Below are 26,955 nucleotides of genomic sequence, written 5' to 3' on the forward strand. Positions count from 1 at the left end.
CGCAATAGGGTAGGCTGGCGATCATCCCTTTGAGCAACCGTGGAAGATCGCTGAGACCGTGACTCTTGGAACCCTGTTCTGGCTATTCGTGGCCGGATTCGCTGTCTGGTACTGGTGGCGCGCCAAAGCCATCAAGGATTTCGTGCTCCAGGCAGCGCGTCGCTATTGCAAAAGCATGGACGTGATGCTGCTGGATGATGCGGTATTCCTCCGTGGTCTATGGTTCAAACGCGACGATCAGGGGCGGATCCGAGTCTGGCGCCGCTTCCTGTTCGATTTCACATCCACCGGTGAGGAGCGCTACACCGGCCGTATCATCATGCTGGGCCAGCGCATCCAGCATATGGAGCTGGAACCCCACCGGTTTTCCTGAATACGCAGCCTTCCTGTCCTCACCCATTTGGGCGATTCCTGATCGCTCCTGACATACCAATAATCGACAACGCATCGACGACCGTCGGCTGCCTGATGCAGCCGTCAACAAAAACAACAGGAGTCACACATGCGTATTCGATTTACCACAGCAGTTGTGCTGGGGCTGGCCTTGCTGTCCGCCTCATTTTCAAGCCACGCCGGCTACACCCAGACCCGCCACCCGATTGTCCTGGTTCACGGCGTCACCGGGTTCAACACCATCGGCGGCCTGGTGAACTACTTCCATACCATTCCCTGGAATCTTGAGCGCAGTGGCGCACAGGTCTATTCCGCCAGCGTGTCCTTCGTCAACAGCAGTGAGCAGCGGGGCCAGCAACTGGCGAACTACGTCAACAGCCTCGGCCATTCCAAAGTCAACCTGATGGCCCACAGCCAGGGCGCGCCTACCTCCCGGGTGACTGCAGCCCTGATTCCTCACCGTATTGCCTCAATCACCTCCATCGACGGCGTTAACAAGGGCTCCAAAGTGGCCGATGTGGTCCGGGGAATCCTTCCGCCGGGTAGCTATGTCGAAGGCGGCGCCAACGCCATCGCCAACGCCCTGGGCGATCTGATCAATGCCTTGTCCGGAGCAGACAACCCTCAGAACGGGCTGGCGGCGCTGGAGACCCTCACCACACCTGGTACAACCAGCCTGAACGATGCCCTTGGCTGGAAAGGCGTGAACCGGAATAGCTGCGCCGGAACCAGCGAGGATGTCTGGATAGACGGCAATCGCATCAAGTTCTTTTCCTGGACCGGCCGGGGCGTGTGGACCAATGCGTTCGACATTACCGACCCGTTCCTGGGTATCACTTCACTGGCCTTTGGCAGCGAGCCCAATGACGGGCTGGTAGGCGTCTGCTCAACCATGATGGGCCGGGTGATCGGCACCCACTACGACATGAACCACGTGGACGCCATCAACCACCTTCTCGGAGCCCGTTCTCTGTGGACCAACCCTGTCACCCTTTACCGCACCCAGGCCAACCGGCTTAAAAACCGCGGTCTGTGAGGTGACCATGAAGCGGACATCCATCGAAGCGCGTCGGTGGCTGTTCCCGGGTGCACTGGCGGCCGTCCTGGTCGCCGGTGCTCTCTGGTATGGCCTTGCCGGAACAGCCCAGACAAACGCCGAAATTTCGGCTTCAATGCCACCATCATCCGCGGCCCCGGCGAAGTCGCCAACGCCAGCATCCGAGCACAGCGCCAAAGCGGTCCCGGAAGAGCCTTCTTCTGGACAGGAGCAATCCCGAACTCCTGATTCCCTCGGGCCGACCCCGTTTGCGGCGTCGCTATCAGGGACACAAATTGACGGCGCCCTGACAGCCGATGACAACGGCGAGCTGGTTATCAATCTCCGGGTGCGTGACTTTTTCGATTACTTCCTCAGCACGGTCGGCGAGGTGACTCCGGAAACAGCCATTCAACAGATCGAAACCATGGCCAGGAACCACTTGCCTGAGCCCGCTTCCACCCAGGCGCTGGCGCTCCTCGATGAGTATCTCGCCTATAAGCAGGCGTCACTGCAAGTCCTGCAAACCCGACTCGACCCAGCCCGAACGGAGGATCCGGGCTATCAGCTGACGGCGCTGGGCGATGCCCTGGCACAGCTGAAAGAACTGCGCGCCAGCACCTTCAGCCCTGATGCCCACCGGGCTTTCTTCGGGCTTGAGGAGGCTTACAGCGAATACACACTGGCGACACTGGCCATTCAGCAGCGCACAGACCTGAGCGAACAGGGCAAACAGGCACTCGTACAGTGGCACCGCAATCAGTTGCCCGAGGAATTGAGGACAACCGAAAAACACCTTCACGCGAGCAGCCGACAACAACAGGCCCGGACAGCAGCCATTGAATCTGCCTCGTCTCCGGAAGCCGCCGGCAGGCAACTGGAAGAGCTTGGCGTGGGTCCGGACGGTGTCGAGAGCGTCGTAAAGTATCTCAAGCAGCGTAAGCGCTTCGACCAGCGCTTCGATGCGTTCCGGGACGCGATGGAACGGGAGGAATCCTCGGGTCTGACCGAGGCCGACATCCAGGAACAGCAAGAAGCTCTGCTGGAACAGCATTTCCCGGATGAGCAGGACAGAACCTGGGCACGGCTGAAGATGCTCGGTAACGGCTGACCGGAATGTGCTCGGGTTCGCGAAGCCAGTCGGCCGGGGCGGATACAATCCAGAAACCTGCCCGACACTGGAAATGGCCATGACAACCGAGCAGATCAGACAACAACAGGCCGCCGGATTTCGGAACCTGCGCTTTGCGCCCGATCTGGAGGAAGCTTACCGGCGAACCCGGTCCGGACTGATCCGACAGCGAGCCCGGCCCGTTTCAGTGGCCGGCCTGTTCCTTTTTTTGATCTACGCGGTTATGGATGCACTGACCCTGCCGCCAGAACTGGCTCAGGTCACGGTCTCCATCCGGCTCGCCGTCACCTGCCCGGTGATTGCATCAGTTGTCTGGCTCGCCTACCGCGCGTCTCCCTCGGACAGGCTCTTCGAGCGCATCTATACCCTGGCCTACCTCGTAGGTGGCCTGAGCGTGGTCGCAATCATTGCCGCCGCGCGACAGGTTGCCTTTCCGCTGCCCTACGAGGGCATGATCCTGATGCTCATGTTCGGATACTTTGCCATGGGGCTGCCGTTCTTCAGCGCGTCCATGGTCTCGCTTGTTCTGATCGTCGGCTACCTTCTGACCGAACTCTGGAGCGGTATGTCCGGCTCCGACATAGCGACCAACCTGTTTTTCCTGACCACGGCCAACCTTATCGGCATGGTTGGCGCGTGGACCAGTGAATACCGCCACCGAGCGCACTTTCTGGACCGCAAGCTGCTGGATCACATGCATCAGGCGGCCCGCGACGAGAGCCGGCGAAAAACGGAACTGATCACCGCAGCCAGCCACGACCTGCGCCAGCCTCTGAACGTGATCGACATAACGCTGGAAAGCCTGTCGCCAAGCAAAGACGGCCCCGCAGCGCACCCGGCCACCCAACAGTTGCGGGACATGATTCGTCATCTCCGGCGCCTGCTGGGCACCGTATTCGACAGCGCACGGCTCAACGAGGGCATGGTGCAAGCCGTTGTCCGACCAACCACACTGGCACCGGTATTCCGGGATCTCAACGATTTGCTGGCGGACTCGCTTGGCAATAACAAGATAGAGGTTCGGATTGACCACCCGGGTAGTGATCTTCAGGTTATGGCGGATCCATCACTGTTGTCGCGGATCCTCCAGAACCTGATATTCAATGCGGTGCAACACAGCGGCGGTACTGCCGTTACCCTGTCAGCAAAACCCATGGGCTCACATGTGTTGCTGGAAGTCGCGGATGACGGCATCGGCCTGCCACCCGGGCTGGTGGATAACCTGTTCTCACCCTACGTGAGGGGCGCAGGCCCCAGTGAGTATCCGGGTCTGGGACTTGGCCTGACCATTGTTCAGGAATTTGTTGCGCTGATGCGGGGAGAGTGCGGCGCCGAGTCGAGGTCTGGCGGGGGGTCTGTGTTCTGGGTCCGGCTTCCCGCGGCCGTCACAACCACCCACGAGCCCGCGCCAGATTCACGCATTCTGTCCGGTTGTGAACACCAAGCTGGGTAAAAATCGCCTTGAGATGGGTTTTCACCGTGTGCTCCGTCAAATTCAGGCTCTGGCAAATCCGTTTATTGGGAAAGCCCTGGGCCAACAACAGGAGCACGTCCATTTGCCTCGGGGTCAACGACAGCCCCGGTGCCACAGGATCGTTACCGCCAGGGAAATACCTCTCACCGCGGCTTACAGAGCGGACCATGCTCACCAGCGCCGACCGCCCGGCAGATTTCGCCAGAAAGCCACTGGCACCGGCTGCCTGCGCAGCTCTTACCGTAGCTTCGTCTTCACTGCTGGAAATGATCACCACCGGAGGTGGCTCCCTGTGGCTTGCCAGCCTGGGTAACAACGCCAATCCTGTTTCGCCCTGCAAAGCGATATCGAGCAGGATCAGCTGAAAATCGTCCTGACGGACCAACAAATCCGAGGCGCCCTCAACGGTGCTGGCGATCACAACGGATTCGGCCAAGCCTTCCTGACGGATCAGGCCCGCCAACCCCTGGGAAAAAAGGGCATGGTCATCGACCAGCAACACCTTCTTCATGGGAACTGGTCGTGCGCCCGCAGCAGGGGCCTGCCCGGCTTTCGATGTTATGGCATCCATGGATGTGCCTCTGCCCGCTGTGTTTATTTTTGTTACGGCGGATGCGTCACTATAGGCCAGCCGAACGCTGCGCTCCGCGCACTGCTTAACATTTTTTTACAGGGACCTGCGGCCTTGCGTCCCAATGTGTAGGCAGTGAAACACAAATGTCATATTTCTGAAGCATCCTTCCAGCTTCTCAACCAACTGTCTGGTAAGGGTTTTTCGAAAGATGCCGCGATTCACACGGATGACTGCAACACTCCCGGGACTGCTACTGCCCGCTCTTATGGCCTTTCAGGCCCAGGCCTATGACCTGGAAATTCACGGTTCCAATACCGTCGGCGCTACCCTGGCGCCAATGCTGGTTACCGGCTATCTGGAAGAGCATGGCGGCGGACAGGTTGCAGCCAGGGGTACCGGCGTGGAAAACGAAAAAATCCTGCGAGCGCCTGTGAACAATCGGGCGGCCGAGGTGCTGGTTGCAGCGCACGGATCAAGCACCGGCTTCAAGGCGATGGCCGCAGGCAAGGCCGACATCTGGGCCTCTTCCCGCCCGGTAAAACCGCAGGAAGCAGAGCAATTTCGCGCCCGGGCGGACCTCACTGCGCCCGAGAGCGAGCACGTTATTGCCATTGATGGCCTGGCCATTCTGGTGCACCCGTCCAACCCCGTAAGCAAAATGAGCATCGAAACCCTGGGCCGCGTATTCTCCGGGCAGATCCGGAACTGGTCTGAGCTGGGCGGCCCGGACCGCCCGATTCATCTCTACGCCCGGGATGACCGTTCCGGAACCTGGGACACCTTCAAATCCCTGGTTCTTGGAAAACAGTTCGAACTGGACAGCAACGCCAGGCGCTACGAATCCAACGACCAGCTGTCGGATGACGTAAGCAAGGATCCCTCGGGTATTGGTTTCTCGGGCCTCGCCTCAGTGCGTAACAGCAAACTCCTGGCGATCTCGGAAGGCAATGCCCCGGCGCTTCACCCCAACCAGCTCACCGTTGCCAGCGAGGATTATCCGCTATCACGACGCCTGTTCATGTACACGCCCGGGAGTGACGTCCCGCCACTTTCCGCAGGTCTGATTGGCTTTGCCCTCGGCCAGCAAGGCCAGGCACTGGTTGCAGAATCCGGATTCATCTCCCAGAACCCCATCGCGGTCAAGCCGGAATTCGACGAATCGACGCCCGAGAGTTTTCGCCGCCTGACCGGCAACTACCATCGCCTGACGGTCAATTTCCGTTTCTCCGAAGGCCGGACCAAGCTCGACAACAAGGCCCGCCGGGACCTGCAGCGAGTTCAGCAGTATCTGAACCAGAACGGCCGATCCGCTGACGACCTGTTACTCATCGGGTTCGCCGACACCCAGAGCCATGAATTACGTGCCCAGATGATTTCCGAGCTCCGGGCCCTGTCGGTCCGCAAGGCCCTGCAGGAAGTGAACGTGCCGGATGTTGCCTACACGGGTTATGGCCAGTACATGCCGGTGGGCGGCAGCGGCAGCCCGCGCAATGGTCGGGTGGAAGTCTGGATCAAATCCCGATAGCCGAGACCAAAGTCTGAGGAAAAACTGCGGCAATCACCTATCCGCCACGACATCACAGATATGTTGGGGTTTCCTATACTGACGGGGTCATTTCCAACCAACAGACAGGGACAATGGACATCCAAAACGACCACCGTTACGCGATCAACCTGAACGTCCGGGGTATTCAGCCCTCGGCCACCCTTCGAATCAATGAGCTGAGCAATCACCTCAAATCCGAGGGCAAGGACATTATCAAACTCGGGCTGGGGCAGTCCCCTTTCCCGGTTCCCGATCGCGTGGTGGAGGCGCTCAAGGAGCACGCCCACGAAAAGGACTATTTGCCGGTAAAAGGGCTCAAAGGCTTACGCGAGGCAATCGCCGGCTACATTCGCCGTAGTGAGCGCATGCACTGCACCTGGGAAGACGTGCTGATTGGCCCGGGCTCCAAGGAACTGCTGTTCATGCTGCAGCTGGCCTACTATGGTGATCTGCTGATCCCGCGTCCGAGCTGGGTTTCCTATGCCCCGCAAGCCCGGATCATCGGCCGCTCGGTTCACTGGCTGCCAACCCATGCCGAGAACAACTGGCAGCTTACCGCCGAAGAGCTGGATATCATCTGTCGGGATGATCCCTCGCGGCCCCGGATTTTGATCCTGAACTACCCGTCCAACCCCACCGGCTGCACCTACACCGACGACCAGCTACTGGCCATTGCCAATGTGGCCCGAAAATACCGGCTGATCCTGCTCTCCGATGAGATCTACGGTGAGGTGCATTTCGAGGGCAGGCACAAATCCATTGCCCGGTATTACCCGGAAGGCACCATCATCAGTACCGGCCTCAGTAAATGGGCCGGTGCCGGCGGCTGGCGCCTTGGCACATTCATTTTCCCCCGGGAACTGAGGCCCCTGCAGGACGCCATGGCCATCATCGCCAGTGAAACCTACACAGCGACGAGCGCACCGATCCAGCACGCGGCCATTGCAGCGTTTAACGGTGGTGACGACATCGACGAATACCTCAAACAGTCCCGTCGGGTACTGAAGGTTGTTGGCGAGTACATGCACCGTCGACTGAGCGACATGGGCGCGGTGGTCCAGAAACCGGAAGGCGCGTTCTACCTGTTCCCGGACTTCTCCGGCTTCCGCGAACAACTGGCCAGTAAAGACATCAAGACCAGCCAGGCCTTCTGCCAGGCCCTGCTGGAAAACACCGGCGTGGCCATCCTGCCGGCCAGCGATTTTGGCTTCGTGCCGGATCATCTGGCGGCGCGCCTGGCCTTCGTCGACTTCGACGGCGCCGAATCCCTGGAGCTCGCCGGCGGCGACTATGCCGAACAGGAACTGGGCGACGACTTCGTGAAACAGGCTTGCCCGCGGCTGGTCACCGCCATGGACAAGATGGAGCAGTGGCTGAACAGCCTCTGATCCTGCCGTGTTAGACTGGCGCCCTCATTCTCTAACGGGATATCAACGGGGGCGCCATGTCTGATTCAGTTTCTCTGCTCGAGATTACCGACTTTGCCGAAAACCTGGCCCGCGAGGCCGGCGAACTGATTCGCCGCGAGCGGGACAACAACGCCCTGCGCACCGATTACAAGCATCAAACCGAGCTGGTAACCCACGCCGACGTGATGGCGGACGAATTCATCACAGGCGCCATCCGCAAACGCTTCCCCGGTCACCGGATTCTCTCGGAAGAGACCATGCCGGACCTTAGCCAGGCCGAGGAGCTGGATACCCCCCTCTGGATCGTCGACCCCATCGATGGCACCGTGAACTATGCCTATGGCCATCCCCAGGTAGCCGTCTCCATTGCCTATGCCGAAAAAGGTCGGGTTCAGGCCGGTGTGGTGCATGCGCCCTTCCCCGGCGAAACCTTCCGGGCGACCCGCTCAGAGGGCGCCACGCTGAACAACCATCCGATCCGCCACAGCGGCGCCACCGTGCCCCGGGATGCCCTGTTTGCAACCGGCTTCCCCTACACCAAGGACGCCCTGGAACCGCTGGTCAAACGCCTGGATGCAATGATTCACCAATGCCGCGACCTGCGGCGCATCGGTTCCGCGGCACTGGATATCTGCTGGGTGGCCTGTGGCCGACTGGATATCTACTATGAAAACGTCAGCCCATGGGACTTCGCCGCCGCCCGCCTGATCGCCCTGGAAGCAGGCGCCACCGCTGGCCATTTCAGTGAAGTGCCCGACGGTTATCCTGCCGACCTCTGGGGCCGCGATATCCTGATTTCGGCACCGGCTCTTTGGGAGCCTGTTCGGTCTATCCTGCGGTCTGCCTCGGGGTATGACTGATTAGACCTGTGCTCGCCGGTAGATTTTTGGCCGTAGCCTTCCAGCTTTGGGGCTGGCACGGAATGGGAACCTGCCGGCATTGCAGTGAGATATCGCAGAAATTTGGAAGAAAGATCGGATAGGGCGTAATCGAAAGATATATCTCTAGAGCTGGAGAGGCGCTGTTGGGTGGGGCTTTTACGGAATGTCGGCGGCCATGGATGGCCGACGCCAAGCGCACATGGATGTGCTCGTAGCGGTTCCGTAAAAGCCCCACCCAACGGCGCCAGACTCCCAAGCCTTCAGGCTACAGAATTTAAAGCAGCCGACTCCAGACTCAACCCCAAACACCTTCTGCAACCAACCCCCAACTCTCGTCGAAGTCAGTAGAAGGCAACCGCGAGAACGAGGAGCGGATAAACCGCTGGATCCGCCCTTCAACAAAAACCAGTACAAAGTCCGCGCCGCGAGCAGACGTCGTCCGGGGCCGCAGGCCCTGGCGGATTTCGCCTTCTTTGAGGGTTTGCCGTACCTGGGTTTCCAGGCGCTCGAAGAACTGGGAGGCACGCTTGCGCAGGGTGTCGTTCTCGCCCATCAAAGCATCACCGGTCAGCACACAACACAGCCCCGGATTGCGTTCAGCAAAGACCAGCACCAGGTGCACCAATTGCTGGAGACGAACCCGCACGTCCTCCTGCTCCTGCAGGATCACCTGACAGCGAGAGAACACGGCCTCTTCAGCAAACTCGATAAGCGCCTCGAACATTTTCCGCTTGCTGGGAAAGTGCCGATACAAAGCCGCCTCGGTAACGCCCACGGATTTGGCGAGACCGGCGGTGGTGATACGGGCGCCCGGATCAGTCTCCAGGAGTTCCACAAGAGCATGGAGAATCGCCTCGCGGCGACTGGGTTTCTGGTCAGTCATGGCAGGACAGCAGCGCTCTGATTTATCGTTGTCGGGGCCGGTCGTTCAGCGCCGGCCCTCGGTTATCGTTAGTCAGGATTGTGCCCGAGATCAGAAGAAGGTGCCATCAATGGGCGAGGATGCGCTGGCATAGAGCTTCTTGGGCATCCGGCCCGCCAGATAGGCTTCACGACCAGACTCAATGGCCAGGCGCATGGCATTGGCCATTCGGATCGGGTCTTTGGCCTGGGCAATGGCGGTATTCATCAGTACGCCGTCGCAGCCCAGCTCCATGGCGATGGTGGCATCCGACGCGGTGCCAACACCGGCATCCACCAGCACCGGAACATTCGCATTCTCTACGATCAGACGGATGTTATACCGGTTCTGGATACCCAGGCCGGAACCGATCGGGGCACCAAGGGGCATGATGGCCACACAGCCCATCTCTTCCAGACGCTTGGCCAGCAGCGGGTCGTCCGAACAGTAGACCATGACCTTGAAGCCGTCCTTGATGAGCTCTTCGGCGGCAACCAGGGTCTCGGTCATGTTCGGGTAAAGGGTTTTCTCCTCACCAAGAACTTCCAGCTTCACCAGGTCGTGGCCATCCAGAAGCTCGCGGGCCAGCTTGCAGGTGCGGACGGCGTCTTTCGCGGTATAGCAGCCCGCCGTGTTGGGCAAAATGGTATAGCTGCTTGGGGAAATCACATCCAGCAAGTTCGGCTCATCCGGGTTCTGGCCAAGGTTGGTCCGGCGCACCGCAACGGTAACAATTTCGGCACCGCTGGATTCGATGGCATGGCCGGTTTCCATCATGTCACGGTATTTGCCGGTCCCGACGAGCAAACGGGACTGGTAGACCCGTCCGGCAATTTCGAGCGGTCTGTCTTCTGGAAGCTGGAGTTCGGATGTCTCTGTCATAGTGTTCCTGAATCGTTTGTTACGGGAGGATGGGAACCGCCGTCATGGGTGGGCTGGGCAGACTGTTCAGCCGCCGCCAATGGCGTGAACGACTTCTACACGGTCGCCATCGCTCAAGGTAAATTCCGGGTGCCGGCTTCGTGGCACTATGTCCTCGTTGACCTCTACCGCAAGCCGCTTGCCGGCCAGCGCCATCTTTTCAATCAGCGTGGCAATGGTAGCGCCACTCGGCAGCTCCATTTGATCGCCATTTACCTGAACCTGCATCGTGACTCTTGAACCTCTGTATTCTTCACTTGTTCCGGCGGAGACCGGAGGTTATTAACAGCGCCCAGCCCACCATGAAACACAACCCACCAAGGGGCGTGATCGGACCGATCCAGCGGATGTCTGTCAGCACCAGAAGGTAAAGACTGCCACTGAATAACAGAATGCCGGCCAGGAAAAACCCGGCCGACCAGGCCAGTAGCTTTCTGGACAGGCCCTGTGCAGCCAGCAATGCCAGCAGAACCAGCGCAATGGAATGATACATTTGATATGTGACGGCGGTCTGGAAAACTTCAAGGCCCCGCTCACTGACCAGATTGCGCAGCCCGTGTGCACCGAAAGCGCCGGCCATCACTGCCACCAGGGCCAGAAAAGCACCTGCCAACAGCGGTAACCGAAGAATCCCTCTCCTGGCCGGTCGTACGGATTCAGCAGTCACAGTGGATCTTTTCTCCCGAATCCAGGTTCATCATGGTCAGTGCGCCACCCCAGACACACCCGGTGTCCAGGCCGACAAAACGGTCACTGCCGGTTTTTCCTTCCAGGGCTGCCCAGTGCCCAAACACCACCCGCACATCGTCATTGCGGGGAAAATGAAACCACGGCTGGTAACCTTCCGGCGCGCTGTCGACGCTTTCCTTGGCCGCCAGTTCCAGAGAGCCATCCTCGGCAATAAAGCGCATGCGGGTGAAATAGTTGGTAATGACCCGCCAGCGGTCCATTCCCTGCAGGGACTCGTCCCAGCGCTCGGGCTGATTGCCGTACATATGGGCAAAGTATTCCTCGGCGGTTTCGCCCCGGATCACGGCTTCAACTTCCCTGGCACACTCCATTGCCTGGCTGACCGTCCAGATATGGGGCAAACCGGCGTGGGTCATCACCAGATTCCGGGCCGGGTCGTGAACACAGAGATTCTGCTGCCGGAGCCAGTTAACCAGCGGCTCGTAATCCGGAGCGTCAAGGATATCCGACAGGGTGTCTTTGCGACGCGTCTGATGACCGCCCAGGGACACCGCCAGCAGATGCAGGTCGTGATTGCCAAGCACGACGACCGCCGAATCCCCAAGGCTCTCGATGTATCTCAGGGTTTCCAGCGAGGACGGGCCGCGGTTGATCAGATCGCCGGCCACCCATAGACGGTCACGGGAGGGAGAGAAATCCACTTTCTCCAGGACATCCCTGAGACGCTCGTAACAGCCCTGAATATCGCCGATCGCGTAGTCAGTCATCACTTACCTCGTTTGCCGGATTGGCTGCACCCTTCTCGGTAAAAAGCAGGTCGGCAATCGCCACGAAATCGGCCAGTGCGAGGTTCTCCGGTCGCAGACCGTCATTGATGCCAAGGCTCCGGAGCTGTTCGGCCGACACCATGCCGCCCAGTGCCTTGCGGAGAGTTTTCCGCCGGGCGTTAAAGGCTGTGCGGACCACGGCCTGAAGTGTCGTCAAATCCTTCGCCGGGTGTGGCAGGGTCTTGTGAGGCACCAATCGGACAATCGCCGAATCCACCTTGGGCGCCGGTCGAAAAGCGCCGGGCCCAACTTCAAACAGCGGCTGAACCCGGCAGAAATACTGGGTCATAATCCCAAGACGCCCGTAATTGTTGTCACCCGGCACCGCTGCCATTCGTTGAACCACCTCTTTCTGCAGCATGAAGTGCATATCCTGCACAACACCGGCCTGGGACAGCAGGTGGAAAATCAGCGGTGTGGAAATGTTGTACGGCAAATTACCGATGATCCGCAGGGGGCGATCCACCATGAGCTGGCTGAAATCAAACTTGAGTGCGTCCGCCTCGTGAATCCGGAATTCGGGATAGTTGAAGAACTTGGTGCGCAGCACCGGAATCAGATCCCGATCCAGTTCCACAACCTGGAGCTTCGGGTTCACCGCCAGTATTTCCTCGGTCAGTGCGCCCAGTCCAGGGCCAATTTCCACGATGGCGTCATCGGGTTTCGGGTTAATGGCGCGGATGATCTGCTCTATGACTCCCGGATCATGGAGGAAATTCTGGCCAAACCGTTTTCTGGCCTGGTGGCCGGCTTTGTTGCTCACGAACGGGTCTCTTCAATTGCAGATTTTCGACAACGAGCCATTTGCTCGCCTATCTTCAGGGCCGTATGCAGACTGCCGGCATCGGCTCGACCGGTTCCCGCCAGATCCAGAGCCGTGCCATGATCCACGGACGTGCGCACAATCGGCAGCCCCAGGGTAATGTTCACCGCACGCCCAAAGCCCTGAAACTTCAGCACCGGCAGCCCCTGATCATGATACATGGCCAGAACCGCATCGGCCTGGTCGAGCCAGTGCGGGGTAAACAGGGTATCCGCAGGTAAAGGTCCGGTCAGAGAAATGCCTTCGGCACGCAGAGCCTCCAGGGTTGGCTCGATGGTGTCGATTTCCTCCCGACCAAGGTGGCCACCTTCGCCGGCATGAGGATTCAGGCCGGCCACCAGTATCCTGGGCCTGGCAACACCGAAGAACTTTTTCAGATCAGCATCGAGAATTCGCGTTACCTGAGTCAGGCGCTCCGGGGTAATGGCGGCGGATACGTCCTTGAGCGGTAAGTGGGTGGTAACAAGCGCAACCCGCAACTCTTCGGTCGCCAGCATCATGACCACACGATCCACACCGCAGAGCTCCTGCAGGAACTCGGTATGGCCGCTGAACGCGATGCCGGCATCGTTGATAACGCCCTTATGGACAGGCGCCGTCACCATGCCGTCAAAATCGCCGCTGAGGCAGCCGTTAGCGGCGACTTCCAGCGCTCTGAGCACATAAGCACCGCTGCCGGTATCCAGTGTGCCCGGTTCATGATTGGCACAACCGTCCACATGCAGAACCGACAGCAGGCCTGCCTCCATTTCCGGCGACTCTCCGGGCTGCCAGGCACGCAGTTCAACCGCCAGGTTCATTTGCTTCGCCCGGGCCTCCAGCAATGGCCGGCTGGCAACCACCACCACACCTGCACTCCGGGCCTCAAGAGCCAGTTGCAGGCACAACTCCGGACCAATGCCGGCAGGTTCGCCGGCCGTCAGTGCCAGCACCACGGGATTACTCATCAGGAGACTGGCTCTTCTTCCGCCGGTTCGTCCTTGGCGTACTCGCCCTTGAACTCGACAAAGGCCTCATCGCGGATCTCCTGAAGCCAGTTCTGAAGTTCGGTCTCAAACTTGCGGCGATAGATCGCCTGGCGGGCCTCGGCGTCGCGCACATCACCGCTGATGTCTTTCTGGCGGCGCTCCTGAACCTGCAGAATGTGCCAGCCAAACTGGGAACGGAACGGCCCGCGCAACTCGCCAATATCAGCATCGAGCATGGCCTGCTCAAACGCCGGCACCATCTGGCCCGGGCTTACCCAGCCCAGATTACCGCCATCGGAGCCAGACACCGGATCATCGGAGTATTCTCTGGCCAGCGCACTGAAGCTGGCTCCATTCTGAAGCTGCTGGTACAGATCCCGGATCACGGTTTCAGCCTGGCTGTCCGTCGTGGCTTCGGAAGGCCGAACCAGAATGTGACGAACACGGTGCTGCTGGATCATCTGCTGCTGCTCGCCGCCGCGCTTGTCCATCACCATTACCAGGTGGAAGCCGCTGTTGTTTTCCAGGACGTCTGAGGGCTCACCCACCGGCAGCTCCGGCACGACCGGAGCAACCAGAGACGGCAGCTGACCCTCGGCACGCCAGCCCATATCGCCACCTTCCAGGGCATTACTGGCATCAGACTCGGCAACAGCCACTTCGCGGAAATCACGGCCATTGGCGATCTCACTGCGCAGCCGCTCGGCTTTCTCCCTTGCGGCATCCACCTCCGCCTCATCAGAGGGGTCGTCTACGCTCACAAAGATGTACGCCAGCCGGTACTGAGCGTTATTCCCTCCACGGGCCTCCAGACTTTCCAGATAGTTTTCAACTTCCCGATCAGTCACCCGAACCCGGTTGCCGACCTGGCGCTGCTGAACCCGGCTGGTCAGCATTTCCTTGCGGATCTGTTCGCGGGCCTGGTTGTAAGTCACGCCTTCGGCTTCGAGCTGGATTTCAAACTGCGGCAGGCTCATGCCATTGCGTTCGGCAATGTTGGCCATGGTTTCGTTCAACTCGTTATCGCTGATGCGCATACCGGCCCGATCTGCCATCTGCATCTGGATCGATTCGGTGATCAGCTGGTCAAGCACACGCTCTTCGAGGACCTGCCTTGGCGGCAGCGCCGTGCCCTGTGCACTAAGGCGACTGGTGATGGTGTTGATTCGGGCCTCCAACTCGGTCTGAAGGATGACATCCTCATCGACGATGGCCACTACCTGGTCCAGCAACTTACGCTCGGCCTGAACAGACAACGGGGCCAGGACGGCTAGAAGAACCAGTAACGCTTGTACACCATGGCGAAGGGTCGCCTTCATAATCACCTCTACAAATAGAATTTGAGCTTTTCTGGCGTTTTGGGGGCCTTAGTCCGGGATCCAGTCAGGGAGTTCCAAAACGACGACTCTCCCTTTCATCAAAACCGTAAATGGCCTCGGAAATACTCGATGAGGCACCACCACTGCCACCCAGTCCTTTCAGCTGAATCTGAAACAGTATGCGCCCCTGAAGCTCCCGGTCGTAAGTCAGGTAATTCTGGTGAACCACCTGAATGCTCCAGCAGCAGTTGTTGTATTCAAGGCCGGCCAGGGACCCCACCGTACGGTCAAGGCTTGAGTCGTAGACCCAGCGGCCGATCAGACTAACACGGTCCGTCACCGGGAAAACCGTCGCAATGTCTGACTGTTCCAGTTCATCCCGGCTATAGGTGTGCCCCAGACTGGCCAGGTAGCGGTAATCACTGGAATGGAAAGTCAGCTGACTTCGACCTTCCTCGGTATCACCGGTGTCGGGATCCCACAGGCCAGACGACCGGATCTCCAGAGTATCAAGCGGGTTGAGCACCACCTCACCCGCCAGCGGAGAGCGGCTCCGGGTTCCGCCACCCTCACCAAACAGAGTTACCTCACGGTCGTCAAAGTACTGCACCTGGCCGATACTGAACCTGGCCCGCTCGGCACCGGTGAGCAGGTCATTGAAACGGCTGGTCAGGGCCACGGTCAACTGGTTGGCGTCACCTACCCGATCACCGCCGGTAAAGCGATCCGGCTGAAACAGCTGGTCAAACCGGAACGTCTGGAGGTCGGTGTCAAAGTCAGGAATGTCATTCTGATCCGCGTCCGCATTGGCCCATACATAGTACAGCCGGGGCTCAAGGGTCTGGTTGTAGGGCACATCAAACAGACTGCCCTGACGGTCGAAATAAAGCCCGTTATCCCACTCGGCAACCGGCACCGTGCGATCAAACGCGCCATCACCGAGATCGTAATCATCGAGATCGTAGCGGGTGTAATCCACACTCACCGAGGGGCGACTGAAGCCCCACAACGCCCGCAGTGGCAGAGCCAGTTCCGGCCGGGCCCGGAACCGCTGACCGTTGGCCTGGTCCAGACCAGTCAGTCCTTCGTTATCACGGTAAAAAACGGTGTACTGACTCTCCAGATTCGCTTCCAGAATACCCGCGCCTGCCTGTCCCGCGTAGATTATTTCAGGCAGCTGGGCATAGGGCTTATCCTCATTGGCAATACTTTCACTGATGGTCTGGTAATCGTTAAGGTAGGCATCAAAATACTGCTGGTCGCTCCGGTAAGTGACCCCACCCTTTCTTTGCAGGTGGGTTGCCTGGTTAATCTCCAGGTTACGGTTCAGGTCGCTGAAATAGTCCTCGTCACTCACTACGGAAAAATCACCGTAGCCGGACCAGCCACCGCCGAACACCGCCCTCGTGGTGGCATCCAGAGCCCAGCGCTCGCCCGATTCGCCGGGATTCTCGGCCGCGAACTCCGAATCGCTGCCGATGTAGCCCAACTGCAGCGTCGTCTCGCCCAGCGAACTGAGATAGCGGCCCTCGGCCTCGTTGAACAGGCCCCGGCCATTCATGTACTGAGGCGTGAGCGTGGCGTCATAATGGGGGGCAAGATTCAGATAATAAGGTAGCGCGAGAAAGCCTCCGCTACCGGCAGTGGAAGAACCGAACTGGGGATACAGGAAACCGGACTTGCGTCGGTCATCAATGGGAAAGCTGGCCCAGGGCCAGTAGAACACCGGCACATCCAGAATCTCCAGCCGAACATGCTTTGCGGTACCAAAACCCTCGGCCCGGTCCAGCTGGATATCCGAGGCAACAATGGCCCAGTCGTTCTGCTTCGGGCCACAGGTGGTCAGAAAGCCATCTTCAATGACCACCTGCTCTTCACTGATCCGCGCCAGACGGCCTGCACGACCGCGCATTTCGGGCCCGTGCAGCAGAAACGTCGCCGTGTTGATGTCCAGCCGCCCGGTATCCACATCGTAGTTCGCGTTCTCACCGGTCAGAAGGAAGCCATCACCTCGACTGACCAGTGGCCCCTGAACCGATACCGCGCCCTGTTGCTGGCTGTAGCGGGCTTCTGAACCGGTTACCTGGAAGCCCCCCTGGCGGATCCGGACATCGCCCTGGAGAAACAGCTCGCGGTCAATTTCATACCGGGCATTCAGGCCGCTGGCCTCCAATGGCTGTTCGGCATCGCTACCACCGGCAAAGGCACTGCCAACGCCGTCGTGACTGCCGGAAGGCAAATAGCCACCATCACAGAACAGGGGCAAAGATGACCGCACCTCGGAAGGCAGTTCTGCCCTGGGGCGCCAGTCAATTTCCGCCGCTGACGGCGGTGTCTGGGCATAACCGGTGGCACCCCCCAATCCTAGAAACGCGGCCAGCAACAAACGGCCATACCGGCTCTGCCACCGGATTTCCGGCGATTGCAGTGGGCGTTCTGGACATGGCACAGTGGCTGAATCCTGTTCCGGGTGAATATGAGGACGGGCAAGGTTAACAGCGGCCTAGTTTACACGTGCACTCCGGGGTTGTTAACGGAAACTCCGCTGCAAAACCGTTTTACCCTCTTTATACTGGTCTGCTAACTTTCGCAGTCAGCGACAACTTAATTTAAAAGGATTGCAACCCGAGCCATGGATACCCGCCTGCAGTTGCTGACCAACTGGGTCAGACAATTTCCCGGCTTCGAACAGTGCGAAGCCGAACCGGTTTCCGGCGATGCCAGTTTTCGCCGTTATTTCCGGGTCTGGCAGCACGCAAATCCGACGACCGCTACCGGGGACGGTGCACCGTTTATCGTGATGGATGCGCCCCCGGAACATGAAGACTGCGAGCCCTTCGTGGCCATCGCCCGGCACTGGCACCGCCAAGGTATTGCGGTGCCGGACATTGTGCAGGCTGATCTGAAGCAGGGCTTCCTGCTACTGGAGGATTTTGGCGACCAGCTGATGCTTGGCCGACTGAACACCGAGTCCGCAGACCAGCTCTACAGGAACGCCCTGCAAGAGCTGACCCTGATCGCGAGCCAGACTTCCCCCAGTGATTACCCGCTACCGCCTTACGATGCCACCCTGCTTGAGCGGGAAATGGCGCTGTTCCCGGACTGGCTTCTGGAGAGGCATCTGGGCATGAACCTGGAAAACAGCGAGCGGGCCCTGCTGGACACGACCTTTTCCATGCTGCGGGAAAGCGCCCTGGCTCAACCCGAAGTGACGGTCCATCGGGACTACCATTCCCGAAACCTGCTGGTTCGCCAAGACCAACCTCGCCCGGGTGTCATCGATTTCCAGGATGCGGTTACTGGGCCCGTCACTTACGATGTGGTCTCGCTGCTGAAAGACTGCTACATCCAATGGCCAGAGAAGCGCATCTGCGAGTGGCTGGAAGACTACCGCCAGAGCAGCCTCGAGGCTGGCCTGCATCGTGCGGACCCGGAGACCTTCCGCCAGTGGTTTGAACTGATGGGCATGCAGCGGCACCTGAAAGCTGCCGGCATTTTTGCCCGGCTATCGATCCGCGATGGCAAGCACGGCTATCTCAAGGACATTCCCCGAACCGTTCAGTACCTGATCGTTGCCAGCGGTCGACAGCCAGCCCTGCGACACTTCCACGAATGGCTGAGCGATACGGTTATGCCCCGGATCGAGACGAGCATCGGCTCGGCCCCGGGTCAGGAGCGCTTGCCCCAGTGAAGGCTATGATTCTCGCAGCCGGCAAAGGTGAACGCATGCGGCCACTGACGCTGGCCACACCAAAGCCCCTGTTAAGGGCCGCTGGCAAACCTCTGATCACCTATCATCTGGAGCACCTGCGGCGGGCGGGAATCCGTGAGGTGGTGATCAATCATGCCTGGCTGGGCGACCAGATTGAGGAAACCCTGGGAAACGGCGAAGGGTTCGGGCTATCCATTCAATATTCCCGTGAAGGCGAGCCGCTGGAAACCGCCGGTGGCATCGTGCGCGCTCTGCCTCTGCTTGCCGGTGACAAATCTGACTGGTTTCTGGCGATCAACGGCGATATCTGGAGCGATTTCGACCTGTCTCGACTGACACCGCCGCCTGACGCAGACGCCCTGCTGGTGGTCACCAGCAATCCGCCACACCATCCGGAAGGTGACTTTCACCTCACTGACCAGGGAGTACTCCATAGCGATGGCCCGGACAAGCTGACCTTCACCGGCATTAGCCTGTTACACCAGCGACTGTTCGAAGGCCTGACCGACCGGTCCGGAAAGCTCGGGCCTGTGCTGCGCAACGCCATGGGCGAAGGCCGCGTGAAAGGCCTTTATCACCGGGGACAATGGGTGGACGTCGGCACCCCGGAACGCCTCCAGGCGCTGGACAGGCAACTGGGCAACAGGGAATCTGAAAGCCATGGCAGGGAGTAAACGACAACCGGTGCTGCCGGCACGGATGGACGCCGAGTTTTCCAGCCTGATGCGGGAACTCTCAGCCTGCGGCCATCAGGCACCCGCGCTTATCGAGCGCGCCCATCTGCCCCGCTGGTGCAGGCGCCCCCTGTTCTTCTTCCTCGGTTATATCGCCAAAGCAGAGGGGCGAGTGACCGAAGCCGACATTGGCTATGCAGAATCCCTGATCAAGGCCATGAGGCTGTCGAAGCGTCAGCGACGGCGCGCCATTGGCTGGTTCCAGGACGGCAAGTCAGCCGGGCAACTGCCTTTCATCCGCGGGTTGGCCATGCGCCTGTCCCGCCGGCTATGGCCTTCCCCGGCCCTGAAAACCGCCATCTGTCTGTGCCACGCCAGTCAACTGAACGGCCGGCCCGCCAAACCCAGGCGCTATCGCTGCGAGGATGCCATTGACCAGATTGGCCTACCGGTTAGCATCAGCGAGGACATCTTCGACAGCTATGCCAGCAAGGTATGGACCCGGCATAGCGAGAATCTCTCAAGACCCACCAGTTATCAGCAGGCCTGCGAGCTGTTGGGGGTCACCCGGCGGGATTCACTGGAGGTGATCAAGCGGGCCTACCGCAAGAAGGTATCCGAGTGCCATCCGGACAAGCTGGCCCAACAGCAGGTCAGCCCCCGCGAGCATGCACTGGCCAAGGATCGTCTGCTTCACTATCAGCAGGCCTGGGAACTGATCAAGCGCCACAACACCGTCCGCTAGTCCTGGCGGGACTCCAGCCATGCAGCAACGCGGCTGGCAATCCCATCGCCCAGGGTTCCGGGCGCTGGCGTGAGCCAGGGAATCGGTTGTCGCTCAAAGCCACTCATCCCGGCCCGGCGCAACCTCATTCCCATACTCCATTTCGTTTGATCATCAGCGGCTCCGGACGGATAAAGCTCCAGCAATTTCGTGCTCAGCGACTCCAGACGTTCGGGCAGATCTGGACGGTCAACGGGGTAAAACTGGGAAGCCACCCAGATAAGCGCAGCGGCATCAGCCCCCTCCAGTACCTGGTTGGTCACGTGTATGCTGGCTCGCCCGACTCCCAGAACAGCCGGTGTTTCATAGCCCCGCTCAGCCAACTGGGCCAGCCCTGCCTGGAGCGTCTGGCTGATCCGGCTTCGGTAGCGCGCCTCAAGATCATCGGCACTCTCTGAAGCCATGATATCGATCATGACCGATTCCGGTGCTTCCTGCTCACCCGCCTCCGTTTCCGCCGATGGTTCTTCTACCACCGGCCGCATCAGGATTTCACTCAGAACCGGTGAGGGCGACTCCAGGCCAAGGGTGAGCACGGCCCAGCCCCTGGAAGCCAGCCCCGCTGCCAGTGAGCCGGTTACCCCGGAAGCGGCAGTTTCACCTTCTTCCGACAGAACCAGCACCGCACCGCGAGCCGGCAACCTGGCTTCCGGGTAGAACAGGCCCAGCGCCCTATCACCCTCCTCAAGCTCCAGCCATACCGCTGATTCGGGAAAACGCTGGATCAGGGAGCGTTCGCCGGTGCCTGTCCAGATCAGGGCCCGACTCGCAGACTCTGACGCCTCGACGCCTTCGGCCTCACCGGCCGTCCCGCTCTCTTCCTGCCCGAGGGTGATGGACGGTGCGACACACATCAGCGCCAGGACAAAAAACCAGAACACGCCGGGCCGGTAAATCTCGAATCTCTGCACAGATACTGATCCTTTGACTGCGAAAAAACGCCACTGAGCTGTTAGACTAGCAGCCATCCTGAATGTGCGGCAGGGACCGCTGACCAAGCCATTATCCATTGTTGTGAGAGAGCCGTCATGAACCCTTACCTGATTGCCCCATCCATCCTGTCCGCCGATTTTGCCCGTCTTGGCGAGGAAGTCGATAACGTGCTGGCCGCCGGCGCCGACGTGGTGCACTTCGATGTGATGGACAATCACTACGTACCCAACCTCACCATTGGCCCCATGGTCTGCGAGGCGCTGCGCAAGCACGGCGTGACCGCCCCCATCGATGTGCACCTGATGGTGTCGCCGGTGGACGACCTCATCCGTATGTTTATCGACGCCGGGGCCAGTTACATTACCTTCCACCCGGAAGCGACCAACCACATTGATCGCTCACTGCAGCTGATCCGCGACGGTGGCTGCCAGGCGGGCCTGGTGTTCAACCCGGCCACGCCGCTGCATTATATGGATCATGTGATGGACAAACTGGACATGGTGCTGATGATGTCGGTAAACCCCGGCTTCGGTGGCCAGAAGTTCATTCCCGGCACGCTCGACAAACTCCGGGAGGCCCGCAAGCGCATCGATGCCAGTAACTACAATATCCGCCTGGAAATCGACGGTGGCGTGAAGACCGAGAACATCCGGGAAATCGCCGAGGCCGGTGCCGACACCTTCGTGGCGGGATCTGCCATCTTTAACACCGACGACTATAAAACCACCATTGATGCCATGCGCGAAGAACTGGAGCAGGCCCGCAGGGTGATCAGCCAATGAGCCTGGCAGGGCTGTTCAATCCACGCTGGCCGGGGATTGCCCTGTTTGATCTCGACGGCACCCTGGTGGACAGTGCACCGGATCTGGCGGCCGCCGTGGACCAGATGCTGGCGCATCTTGGGCGCTCACCAGCAGGCATTGACCGGGTACGGAACTGGGTAGGCAATGGCGCCAGCGTTCTGGTGCGCCGGGCCCTGGCCGGCCAGGTGGACTGGGAACCGGCGCGACCAAAAGACGAGGCCCTGTTCAAGGATGCCCTGGCGATTTTCTATCACGCCTACGGCACGCTCAACGGACAGCATTCGGTAGTCTACGCCGGAGTCGAGGCCTGTCTCACGCACCTGAAGAACCAGGGCTGCCGGCTGGGCATCGTCACCAACAAGCCGGAACAGTTTGTGGCACCGCTGCTTGAGCAAATGGGACTGGATCACTGGTTCGACCTGACCGTGGGTGGTGACACCCTGCCGGTCAAGAAACCGGACCCCGCTCCCCTGCTTCATGCCATGGAAACCCTGGGGGGCACCCGCGGAACCACAGTCATGGTAGGCGACTCCGCAGCGGATATTAACGCGGCGCTGGCCGCGGGCATTCCCTGTGTGGCGGTGCGGTACGGGTATAACTACGGGCCTGCGGTGGATACTCTGGGCGCCGACGCGGTTGTTGATTCGCTGGCCGAGCTTTTGTAATCTCACAAGGAACTTACATTGAGCACTTCTTTACGGGAGATTCCTGCCGTGCAGGGACTGAATCTGACTGCAGCGCGAGGCATCCTGACAACCCGCGCAACACGATGGTGGCGATGGCGCACCGGCTGAGCAAGCCCGGAGGCTGACTGGCGTCTGCTGGTCGAGCCCGCAGCACCTGATGGAAGCACAGGCTTTCATCCACAATGCAGATCAGATTTCAGGAAACCGTACCATGACACCCGAGCAATTCACCGAGCTCGCCGACGCCGGCTTTAACCGTATCCCTGTGTATCGTGAGGTACTGGCCGACCTCGACACGCCCCTGAGCACCTACCTCAAACTCGCCAGCGGACCCTATTCCTACCTGTTCGAATCCGTTCAGGGCGGAGAGAAATGGGGCCGGTATTCGATCATCGGCCTGCCCAGTCACGAAGTACTGAAGGTCTTCGACCACCGGGTGGAGATCAGCCGCGGCGGCGAGGTTGTTGAGACCGAGGAAGTGGACGATCCGCTCACCTTTGTCGAAGCCTATCAGAAACGCTTCCATGCACCGGATCTGGATGAGCTGCCCCGCTTTAATGGCGGCCTGGTGGGCTACTTCGGCTACGACACCGTGCGCTACATCGAAAAACGGCTGCGCAAGAGCTGTCCGCCGGACAAAATCGGCACGCCGGACATCCTGCTGATGGTGTCCAACGAGATCGTGGTATTCGACAACCTGCGGGGCAAGCTGCATCTGATTGTCCATGCCGATCCGGCCATTGAGGGCGCCTTCGAAAAGGCGCAGAGCCGCATTGATCAGCTGGAAAACCATCTGCACAGGCAGACCGCTGACGCGCCCCGCACCCCAGAACACCTGCGCGGAAAAGCCGTGGACGAGAGCGACTTTATTTCCGGCTTTACCCAGGACAAATTCGAAGCCGCGGTAGACAAGATCAAGGGCTACGTGCTCGACGGCGATGTCATGCAGACGGTGATATCACAGCGCATGTCGATTCCCTTCGAGGCGCCACCGCTGAACCTGTATCGCTCGCTCAGGGTACTGAATCCTTCCCCTTACATGTATTTCCTGGATTTGGGTGACTTCCACATCGTGGGCTCCTCCCCGGAAATCCTGGCCCGGGTGGAAGACGAGGAAGTGACGGTTCGGCCGATCGCCGGCACCCGCAAGCGCGGCGCCACCGATGCCGAGGACAAGGCGCTGGAAGCAGAACTGCTGGCTGATCCGAAAGAAATTGCCGAGCATCTGATGCTGATCGACCTGGGCCGTAACGATGCCGGCCGGGTGTCGGAAACCGGCACGGTCCGGCTGACCGACAAGATGATCGTGGAGCGCTACTCCCACGTGATGCATATCGTCTCCAACGTGACCGGCCGGCTGAAAGACAACACCAGCTGCCTGGACGTGCTGCGCGCCACCCTGCCCGCCGGCACCCTTAGCGGTGCGCCCAAGATCCGGGCCATGGAGATTATCGACGAACTGGAGCCGGTCAAGCGTGGGGTCTACGGAGGCGCCGTTGGCTATCTGTCGTTCAACGGCAACATGGACACAGCCATTGCCATCCGTACCGCCGTGATCAAGGACAACACCCTGCATATCCAGGCAGGCGCCGGCGTGGTGGCCGATTCGGTGCCCCGCCTCGAGTGGAAGGAAACCATGAACAAGGGCCGCGCCATTTTCCGCGCGGTGGCCATGACCTACAACGATTTCGACCACTGAGGCGGAGGAACAGATTATGTTGCTGATGATCGATAACTACGATTCCTTCACCTACAACGTGGTGCAGTATCTGGCCGAACTGGGTGCCGACGTGCAGGTGCACCGCAACGATGAAATTACCATCGAACAGATTGAAGCCCTGAACCCGGAGCGGCTGGTGATTTCCCCCGGCCCCTGCACCCCGAACGAGGCTGGCATCTCCATGGCGGCCATCCGGCATTTCGCCGGCAAGGTTCCGATCCTGGGCATTTGCCTGGGCCATCAAGCAATTGGCCAGGTCTACGGTGGTGACGTCATCCGCGCCGGCCGGGTCATGCATGGCAAGGTGTCCCCGGTATTCCACAAGGACACTGGCGTGTTCCGGGGCCTGAGCAACCCGCTGCAGGCGACCCGCTACCACAGCCTGGTGATCGACAAGGCCACCCTGCCCGACTGCCTGGAAGTGACCGCCTGGACCCGCAACGACGACGGTTCCATCGAGGAAATCATGGGGGTTCGCCACAAGACCCTGCCCATCGAAGGCGTGCAGTTCCATCCGGAGTCTATTATGACGGAACAGGGCCACGAGCTGCTGCGCAACTTTCTGAGAACACAATAAGAGGCCGACACATGGACATGAAAGAAGCTCTCAACCGCATTGCCTCCAACCTGGACCTTTCCCGGGAGGAAATGAAGGACGTGATGCGTATCGTCATGAACGGCGAGGCCACAGACGCCCAGATCGGCGCTTTTCTCATGGGGTTGCGTCTGAAGAGCGAAACGATTGACGAAATCACCGGCGCCACCGAGGTTATGCGCGAGCTGGCCACCAAGGTTACGGTCAAGGCCGAACCCCTGGTGGACATCGTCGGCACCGGCGGCGATGGCGCCAACCTGTTCAACGTGTCTTCCGCCGCCTCCTTCGTGGTGGCAGCAGCCGGCGGCTTTGTGGCCAAGCACGGCAACCGGGCGGTTTCCTCCAAGAGCGGCAGTGCCGACCTGTTGGAAAAGCTGGGCATCAATCTGAGCATGAAACCGGAAGAGGTGGCCCGCTGCGTCGAGGAAATTGGTGTCGGCTTCATGTTCGCTCCGGCCCACCACGGTGCCATGAAACACGCCATTGGCCCCCGCAAGGAGCTGGGCTGCCGGACCATTTTCAACATCCTGGGCCCGATGACCAACCCGGCGGGCGTTAAACGCCAACTGGTGGGCGTGTTCAACCGGGAGCTGTGCCGCCCGATGGCGGAGGTGCTGCATCGCCTTGGGGCCGAGCACATCATGGTCGTTTGCTCCAAAGACGGCCTGGATGAGATCAGTCTGGCAAGCGCCACCCACGTGGCGGAACTGAAAGACGGCAAGGTCACCGAATACGACATCACCCCGGAGGATCTTGGCATCAAGAGCCAGGCTCTGGTGGGCCTGACCGTGGACACCGCCGACGACTCACTGAAGCTCATCGAAGCAGCTTTCGGTCGTGGGCACGATGAAATGGCCGAGAAAGCCCGGGACCTGATTGCCCTCAATGCTGGCGCAGCGATCTATGTCGCTGGTTTGGCCAAGACGCCGAAAGAGGGTGTGGATATGGCCCTCGACGCCATGGGCTCTGGCCTCGCTGCCGGCAAGATGTCGGAGCTGGCTGATTTTTCTCAGTGCTTTTGATCGACCAAGCCTGCCGGATTTCGGCAGGACGACCCGGTGGGGCAGGGCTTACCAAAACACGCCCGTGAATACGTCCCTGTAGGGCTTGGCGTCAGCCATCCATGGCTGACGACAGTTTTGGCAAGCCCTGCCCCACCGGCTCTCGCTAACTACTTGCAGGCCGCTAATGACTGAACGACATTTGGAAAAGACTCCCACCATTCTTCGCAAGATCGTGGACCGCAAGTGGGAAGAAATTGACGAGCGGAAACCAAGGGTTTCGGTTGCCGACCTGAAAGCCATGGCTGGGGACCAACCAGCAGCCAGAGGCTTCGCCAACGCTCTGCGCAGCCGAATTGAAAAGCAGACTCCCGCTGTTATCGCCGAGATCAAAAAAGCCTCGCCGAGCAAGGGCATTCTGCGAGACCCCTTCGAGCCAGCGGTCATTGCCGAAAGCTACGAGAACGGAGGCGCCGCTTGTCTGTCGGTACTCACCGACCGCGACTTCTTCCAGGGCCACGAGGACTACCTTGTCGCCGCCCGCAATGCCTGCAGTCTGCCCGTGATCCGCAAGGACTTCATGGTCGCGCCCTATCAGGTCTACGAGAGCCGGGCCATTGGCGCCGACTGCATCCTTCTGATCGCCGCCTGCCTGACCAAAGACCAGATGCAAGAGCTGGAAGGTATTGCCCATGAGATCGGGCTGGATGTGTTGGTCGAAGTGCACGATGGCGAGGAACTGGATGATGCGTTGACGCTGACGACGCCTCTGGTCGGCATCAACAACCGCAATCTGCATACCTTCGATGTTTCGCTGGACACCACGTTTGACCTGCATGAGCGGATCTCCCAGGACCGGCTGACCATTACGGAAAGTGGCATCATGACCCGCAGCGACGTAGAAGCGATGACTGCTCGCGGGATTTACGGTTTCCTTGTGGGGGAATCGTTTATGCGGGCGGAAGAGCCTGGCCAGAAACTTCAAGAACTGTTCTTTCCAAAAGGCTAACTCACAAGTTTAAACAGTTCGGCGGGTACGACCTGCCAAAATCGTGCGGAGCCATGGATGGCGGAGCCGAGCGTACAGGGAGGTATTCACAGCGTATTTTGGCAGGTCGTACCCGCTGGACTGTGCACAAAAGTTCGCAACAGG

General features: G+C 59.8%; 27 protein-coding genes. 16 read left to right on the plus strand and 11 right to left on the minus strand.

Annotation, left to right across the window (positions count from 1 at the left end; genetic code table 11):
- The first annotated feature begins 58 nt into the window (after positions 1-58).
- The 4 genes from ACP86_RS06850 (at position 59) to ACP86_RS06865 (ending at position 4,014) form a co-directional block, all read left to right on the plus strand.
- On the plus strand, positions 59-373 hold the full coding sequence (locus ACP86_RS06850; protein WP_008173344.1) for a DUF3301 domain-containing protein: 315 nt from the start codon (positions 59-61) through the stop codon (positions 371-373).
- A gap of 129 nt (positions 374-502) precedes the next feature.
- Positions 503-1,429 carry an esterase/lipase family protein gene (locus ACP86_RS06855; RefSeq protein WP_008173346.1) on the plus strand — a complete coding sequence of 309 codons (927 nt, stop codon included), beginning with the start codon at positions 503-505 and terminating at the stop codon, positions 1,427-1,429.
- A gap of 7 nt (positions 1,430-1,436) precedes the next feature.
- Positions 1,437-2,540 carry a lipase secretion chaperone gene (locus ACP86_RS06860; RefSeq protein WP_041646388.1) on the plus strand — a complete coding sequence of 368 codons (1,104 nt, stop codon included), beginning with the start codon at positions 1,437-1,439 and terminating at the stop codon, positions 2,538-2,540.
- A gap of 79 nt (positions 2,541-2,619) precedes the next feature.
- Positions 2,620-4,014, plus strand: a complete 1,395-nt coding sequence (locus ACP86_RS06865; protein WP_053113153.1) for a sensor histidine kinase — start codon at positions 2,620-2,622, stop codon at positions 4,012-4,014.
- On the opposite strand, the gene ACP86_RS22065 is transcribed toward ACP86_RS06865, so the two are convergent.
- Positions 3,947-4,606, minus strand: a complete 660-nt coding sequence (locus tag ACP86_RS22065; protein WP_008173353.1) for a response regulator — start codon at positions 4,604-4,606, stop codon at positions 3,947-3,949. The two genes, ACP86_RS06865 and ACP86_RS22065, sit on opposite strands and share 68 nt — an antisense overlap.
- Before the next feature lie 229 nt (positions 4,607-4,835).
- Between ACP86_RS22065 and ACP86_RS06875 the strand changes: the two genes are divergently transcribed.
- The 3 genes from ACP86_RS06875 to ACP86_RS06885 all read left to right on the plus strand — a co-directional run bounded on the left by ACP86_RS06875 (position 4,836) and on the right by ACP86_RS06885 (position 8,424).
- On the plus strand, positions 4,836-6,134 hold the full coding sequence (locus ACP86_RS06875; protein ID WP_227507831.1) for a substrate-binding domain-containing protein: 1,299 nt from the start codon (positions 4,836-4,838) through the stop codon (positions 6,132-6,134).
- Positions 6,135-6,247: 113 nt separating this feature from the next.
- Complete coding sequence (locus ACP86_RS06880) at positions 6,248-7,543, plus strand: pyridoxal phosphate-dependent aminotransferase (RefSeq protein WP_014578472.1); 1,296 nt, start codon at positions 6,248-6,250, stop codon at positions 7,541-7,543.
- A 56-nt stretch (positions 7,544-7,599) separates the two neighbouring features.
- Complete coding sequence (locus ACP86_RS06885) at positions 7,600-8,424, plus strand: inositol monophosphatase family protein (RefSeq protein ID WP_008173359.1); 825 nt, start codon at positions 7,600-7,602, stop codon at positions 8,422-8,424.
- A 316-nt stretch (positions 8,425-8,740) separates the two neighbouring features.
- Here the strand turns inward: ACP86_RS06885 and slmA are convergent, their stop codons facing one another.
- The 9 genes from slmA to ACP86_RS06930 all read right to left on the minus strand — a co-directional run bounded on the left by slmA (position 8,741) and on the right by ACP86_RS06930 (position 17,280).
- Positions 8,741-9,328: a nucleoid occlusion factor SlmA gene (gene slmA, locus ACP86_RS06890; RefSeq protein ID WP_008173360.1), complete on the minus strand. Its 588-nt coding sequence runs from the start codon at positions 9,326-9,328 to the stop codon at positions 8,741-8,743.
- 90 nt (positions 9,329-9,418) lie between these two features.
- Complete coding sequence (locus ACP86_RS06895; protein WP_008173361.1) at positions 9,419-10,228, minus strand: thiazole synthase; 810 nt, start codon at positions 10,226-10,228, stop codon at positions 9,419-9,421.
- A gap of 66 nt (positions 10,229-10,294) precedes the next feature.
- Entirely contained in the window at positions 10,295-10,495 is a 201-nt protein-coding gene (gene thiS / locus ACP86_RS06900) for a sulfur carrier protein ThiS (RefSeq protein ID WP_008173362.1), read from the minus strand.
- Positions 10,496-10,520: 25 nt separating this feature from the next.
- Positions 10,521-10,880, minus strand: coding sequence for a DUF423 domain-containing protein (locus ACP86_RS06905; RefSeq protein ID WP_008173363.1), 360 nt, complete (start codon positions 10,878-10,880; stop codon positions 10,521-10,523).
- Between the two features lie 43 nt (positions 10,881-10,923).
- Complete coding sequence (locus ACP86_RS06910; RefSeq protein ID WP_008173365.1) at positions 10,924-11,724, minus strand: symmetrical bis(5'-nucleosyl)-tetraphosphatase; 801 nt, start codon at positions 11,722-11,724, stop codon at positions 10,924-10,926.
- Entirely contained in the window at positions 11,717-12,547 is an 831-nt protein-coding gene (gene rsmA / locus ACP86_RS06915; protein WP_008173367.1) for a 16S rRNA (adenine(1518)-N(6)/adenine(1519)-N(6))-dimethyltransferase RsmA, read from the minus strand. Before rsmA ends, ACP86_RS06910 begins: the two co-directional genes overlap by 8 nt.
- Positions 12,544-13,554 (minus strand): 4-hydroxythreonine-4-phosphate dehydrogenase PdxA, encoded by a 1,011-nt coding sequence (gene pdxA / locus ACP86_RS06920; RefSeq protein WP_008173369.1) that lies wholly within the window; start codon positions 13,552-13,554, stop codon positions 12,544-12,546. Before pdxA ends, rsmA begins: the two co-directional genes overlap by 4 nt.
- The gene (locus tag ACP86_RS06925; protein WP_008173372.1) at positions 13,554-14,894 is read right to left on the minus strand and encodes a peptidylprolyl isomerase; all 1,341 of its coding nucleotides are present in this window, start codon (positions 14,892-14,894) and stop codon (positions 13,554-13,556) included. The genes pdxA and ACP86_RS06925 overlap by 1 nt, the downstream gene beginning before the upstream one ends.
- Before the next feature lie 64 nt (positions 14,895-14,958).
- Positions 14,959-17,280 (minus strand): LPS-assembly protein LptD, encoded by a 2,322-nt coding sequence (locus ACP86_RS06930; RefSeq protein ID WP_100169491.1) that lies wholly within the window; start codon positions 17,278-17,280, stop codon positions 14,959-14,961.
- Between the two features lie 246 nt (positions 17,281-17,526).
- On the opposite strand from ACP86_RS06930, the gene ACP86_RS06935 reads away from it, so the two are divergent.
- Genes ACP86_RS06935 through ACP86_RS06945 form a run of 3 tightly spaced genes read left to right on the plus strand, consistent with a single transcriptional unit; the run spans position 17,527 to position 20,025 of the window.
- Positions 17,527-18,585, plus strand: a complete 1,059-nt coding sequence (locus tag ACP86_RS06935; RefSeq protein WP_008173378.1) for an aminoglycoside phosphotransferase family protein — start codon at positions 17,527-17,529, stop codon at positions 18,583-18,585.
- Entirely contained in the window at positions 18,582-19,280 is a 699-nt protein-coding gene (gene murU / locus ACP86_RS06940) for an N-acetylmuramate alpha-1-phosphate uridylyltransferase MurU (protein ID WP_039881997.1), read from the plus strand. Before ACP86_RS06935 ends, murU begins: the two co-directional genes overlap by 4 nt.
- Positions 19,267-20,025, plus strand: a complete 759-nt coding sequence (locus tag ACP86_RS06945) for a DnaJ domain-containing protein (RefSeq protein ID WP_039881998.1) — start codon at positions 19,267-19,269, stop codon at positions 20,023-20,025. The genes murU and ACP86_RS06945 overlap by 14 nt, the downstream gene beginning before the upstream one ends.
- Here ACP86_RS06945 and ACP86_RS06950 read toward each other — a convergent pair.
- Complete coding sequence (locus tag ACP86_RS06950) at positions 20,022-20,975, minus strand: DUF3530 family protein (RefSeq protein ID WP_008173383.1); 954 nt, start codon at positions 20,973-20,975, stop codon at positions 20,022-20,024. The two genes, ACP86_RS06945 and ACP86_RS06950, sit on opposite strands and share 4 nt — an antisense overlap.
- 117 nt (positions 20,976-21,092) lie before the next feature.
- On the opposite strand from ACP86_RS06950, the gene rpe reads away from it, so the two are divergent.
- From rpe to trpC, 6 genes are all read left to right on the plus strand, one after another.
- Complete coding sequence (gene rpe / locus ACP86_RS06955; RefSeq protein ID WP_008173385.1) at positions 21,093-21,779, plus strand: ribulose-phosphate 3-epimerase; 687 nt, start codon at positions 21,093-21,095, stop codon at positions 21,777-21,779.
- Positions 21,776-22,465, plus strand: a complete 690-nt coding sequence (locus tag ACP86_RS06960; RefSeq protein WP_008173387.1) for a phosphoglycolate phosphatase — start codon at positions 21,776-21,778, stop codon at positions 22,463-22,465. Before rpe ends, ACP86_RS06960 begins: the two co-directional genes overlap by 4 nt.
- Positions 22,466-22,697: 232 nt before the next feature.
- On the plus strand, positions 22,698-24,185 hold the full coding sequence (trpE, locus tag ACP86_RS06965) for an anthranilate synthase component I (RefSeq protein WP_039882005.1): 1,488 nt from the start codon (positions 22,698-22,700) through the stop codon (positions 24,183-24,185).
- A 16-nt stretch (positions 24,186-24,201) separates the two neighbouring features.
- Positions 24,202-24,783, plus strand: a complete 582-nt coding sequence (locus ACP86_RS06970; protein ID WP_008173393.1) for an aminodeoxychorismate/anthranilate synthase component II — start codon at positions 24,202-24,204, stop codon at positions 24,781-24,783.
- A gap of 11 nt (positions 24,784-24,794) precedes the next feature.
- Entirely contained in the window at positions 24,795-25,823 is a 1,029-nt protein-coding gene (gene trpD, locus ACP86_RS06975) for an anthranilate phosphoribosyltransferase (protein WP_053113155.1), read from the plus strand.
- A gap of 166 nt (positions 25,824-25,989) precedes the next feature.
- Positions 25,990-26,811 (plus strand): indole-3-glycerol phosphate synthase TrpC, encoded by an 822-nt coding sequence (trpC, locus tag ACP86_RS06980; protein WP_053113156.1) that lies wholly within the window; start codon positions 25,990-25,992, stop codon positions 26,809-26,811.
- Positions 26,812-26,955 lie beyond the last annotated feature (144 nt).

Source organism: Marinobacter sp. CP1 (genome assembly GCF_001266795.1).
In the GTDB taxonomy this organism is placed as follows: domain Bacteria; phylum Pseudomonadota; class Gammaproteobacteria; order Pseudomonadales; family Oleiphilaceae; genus Marinobacter; species Marinobacter flavimaris.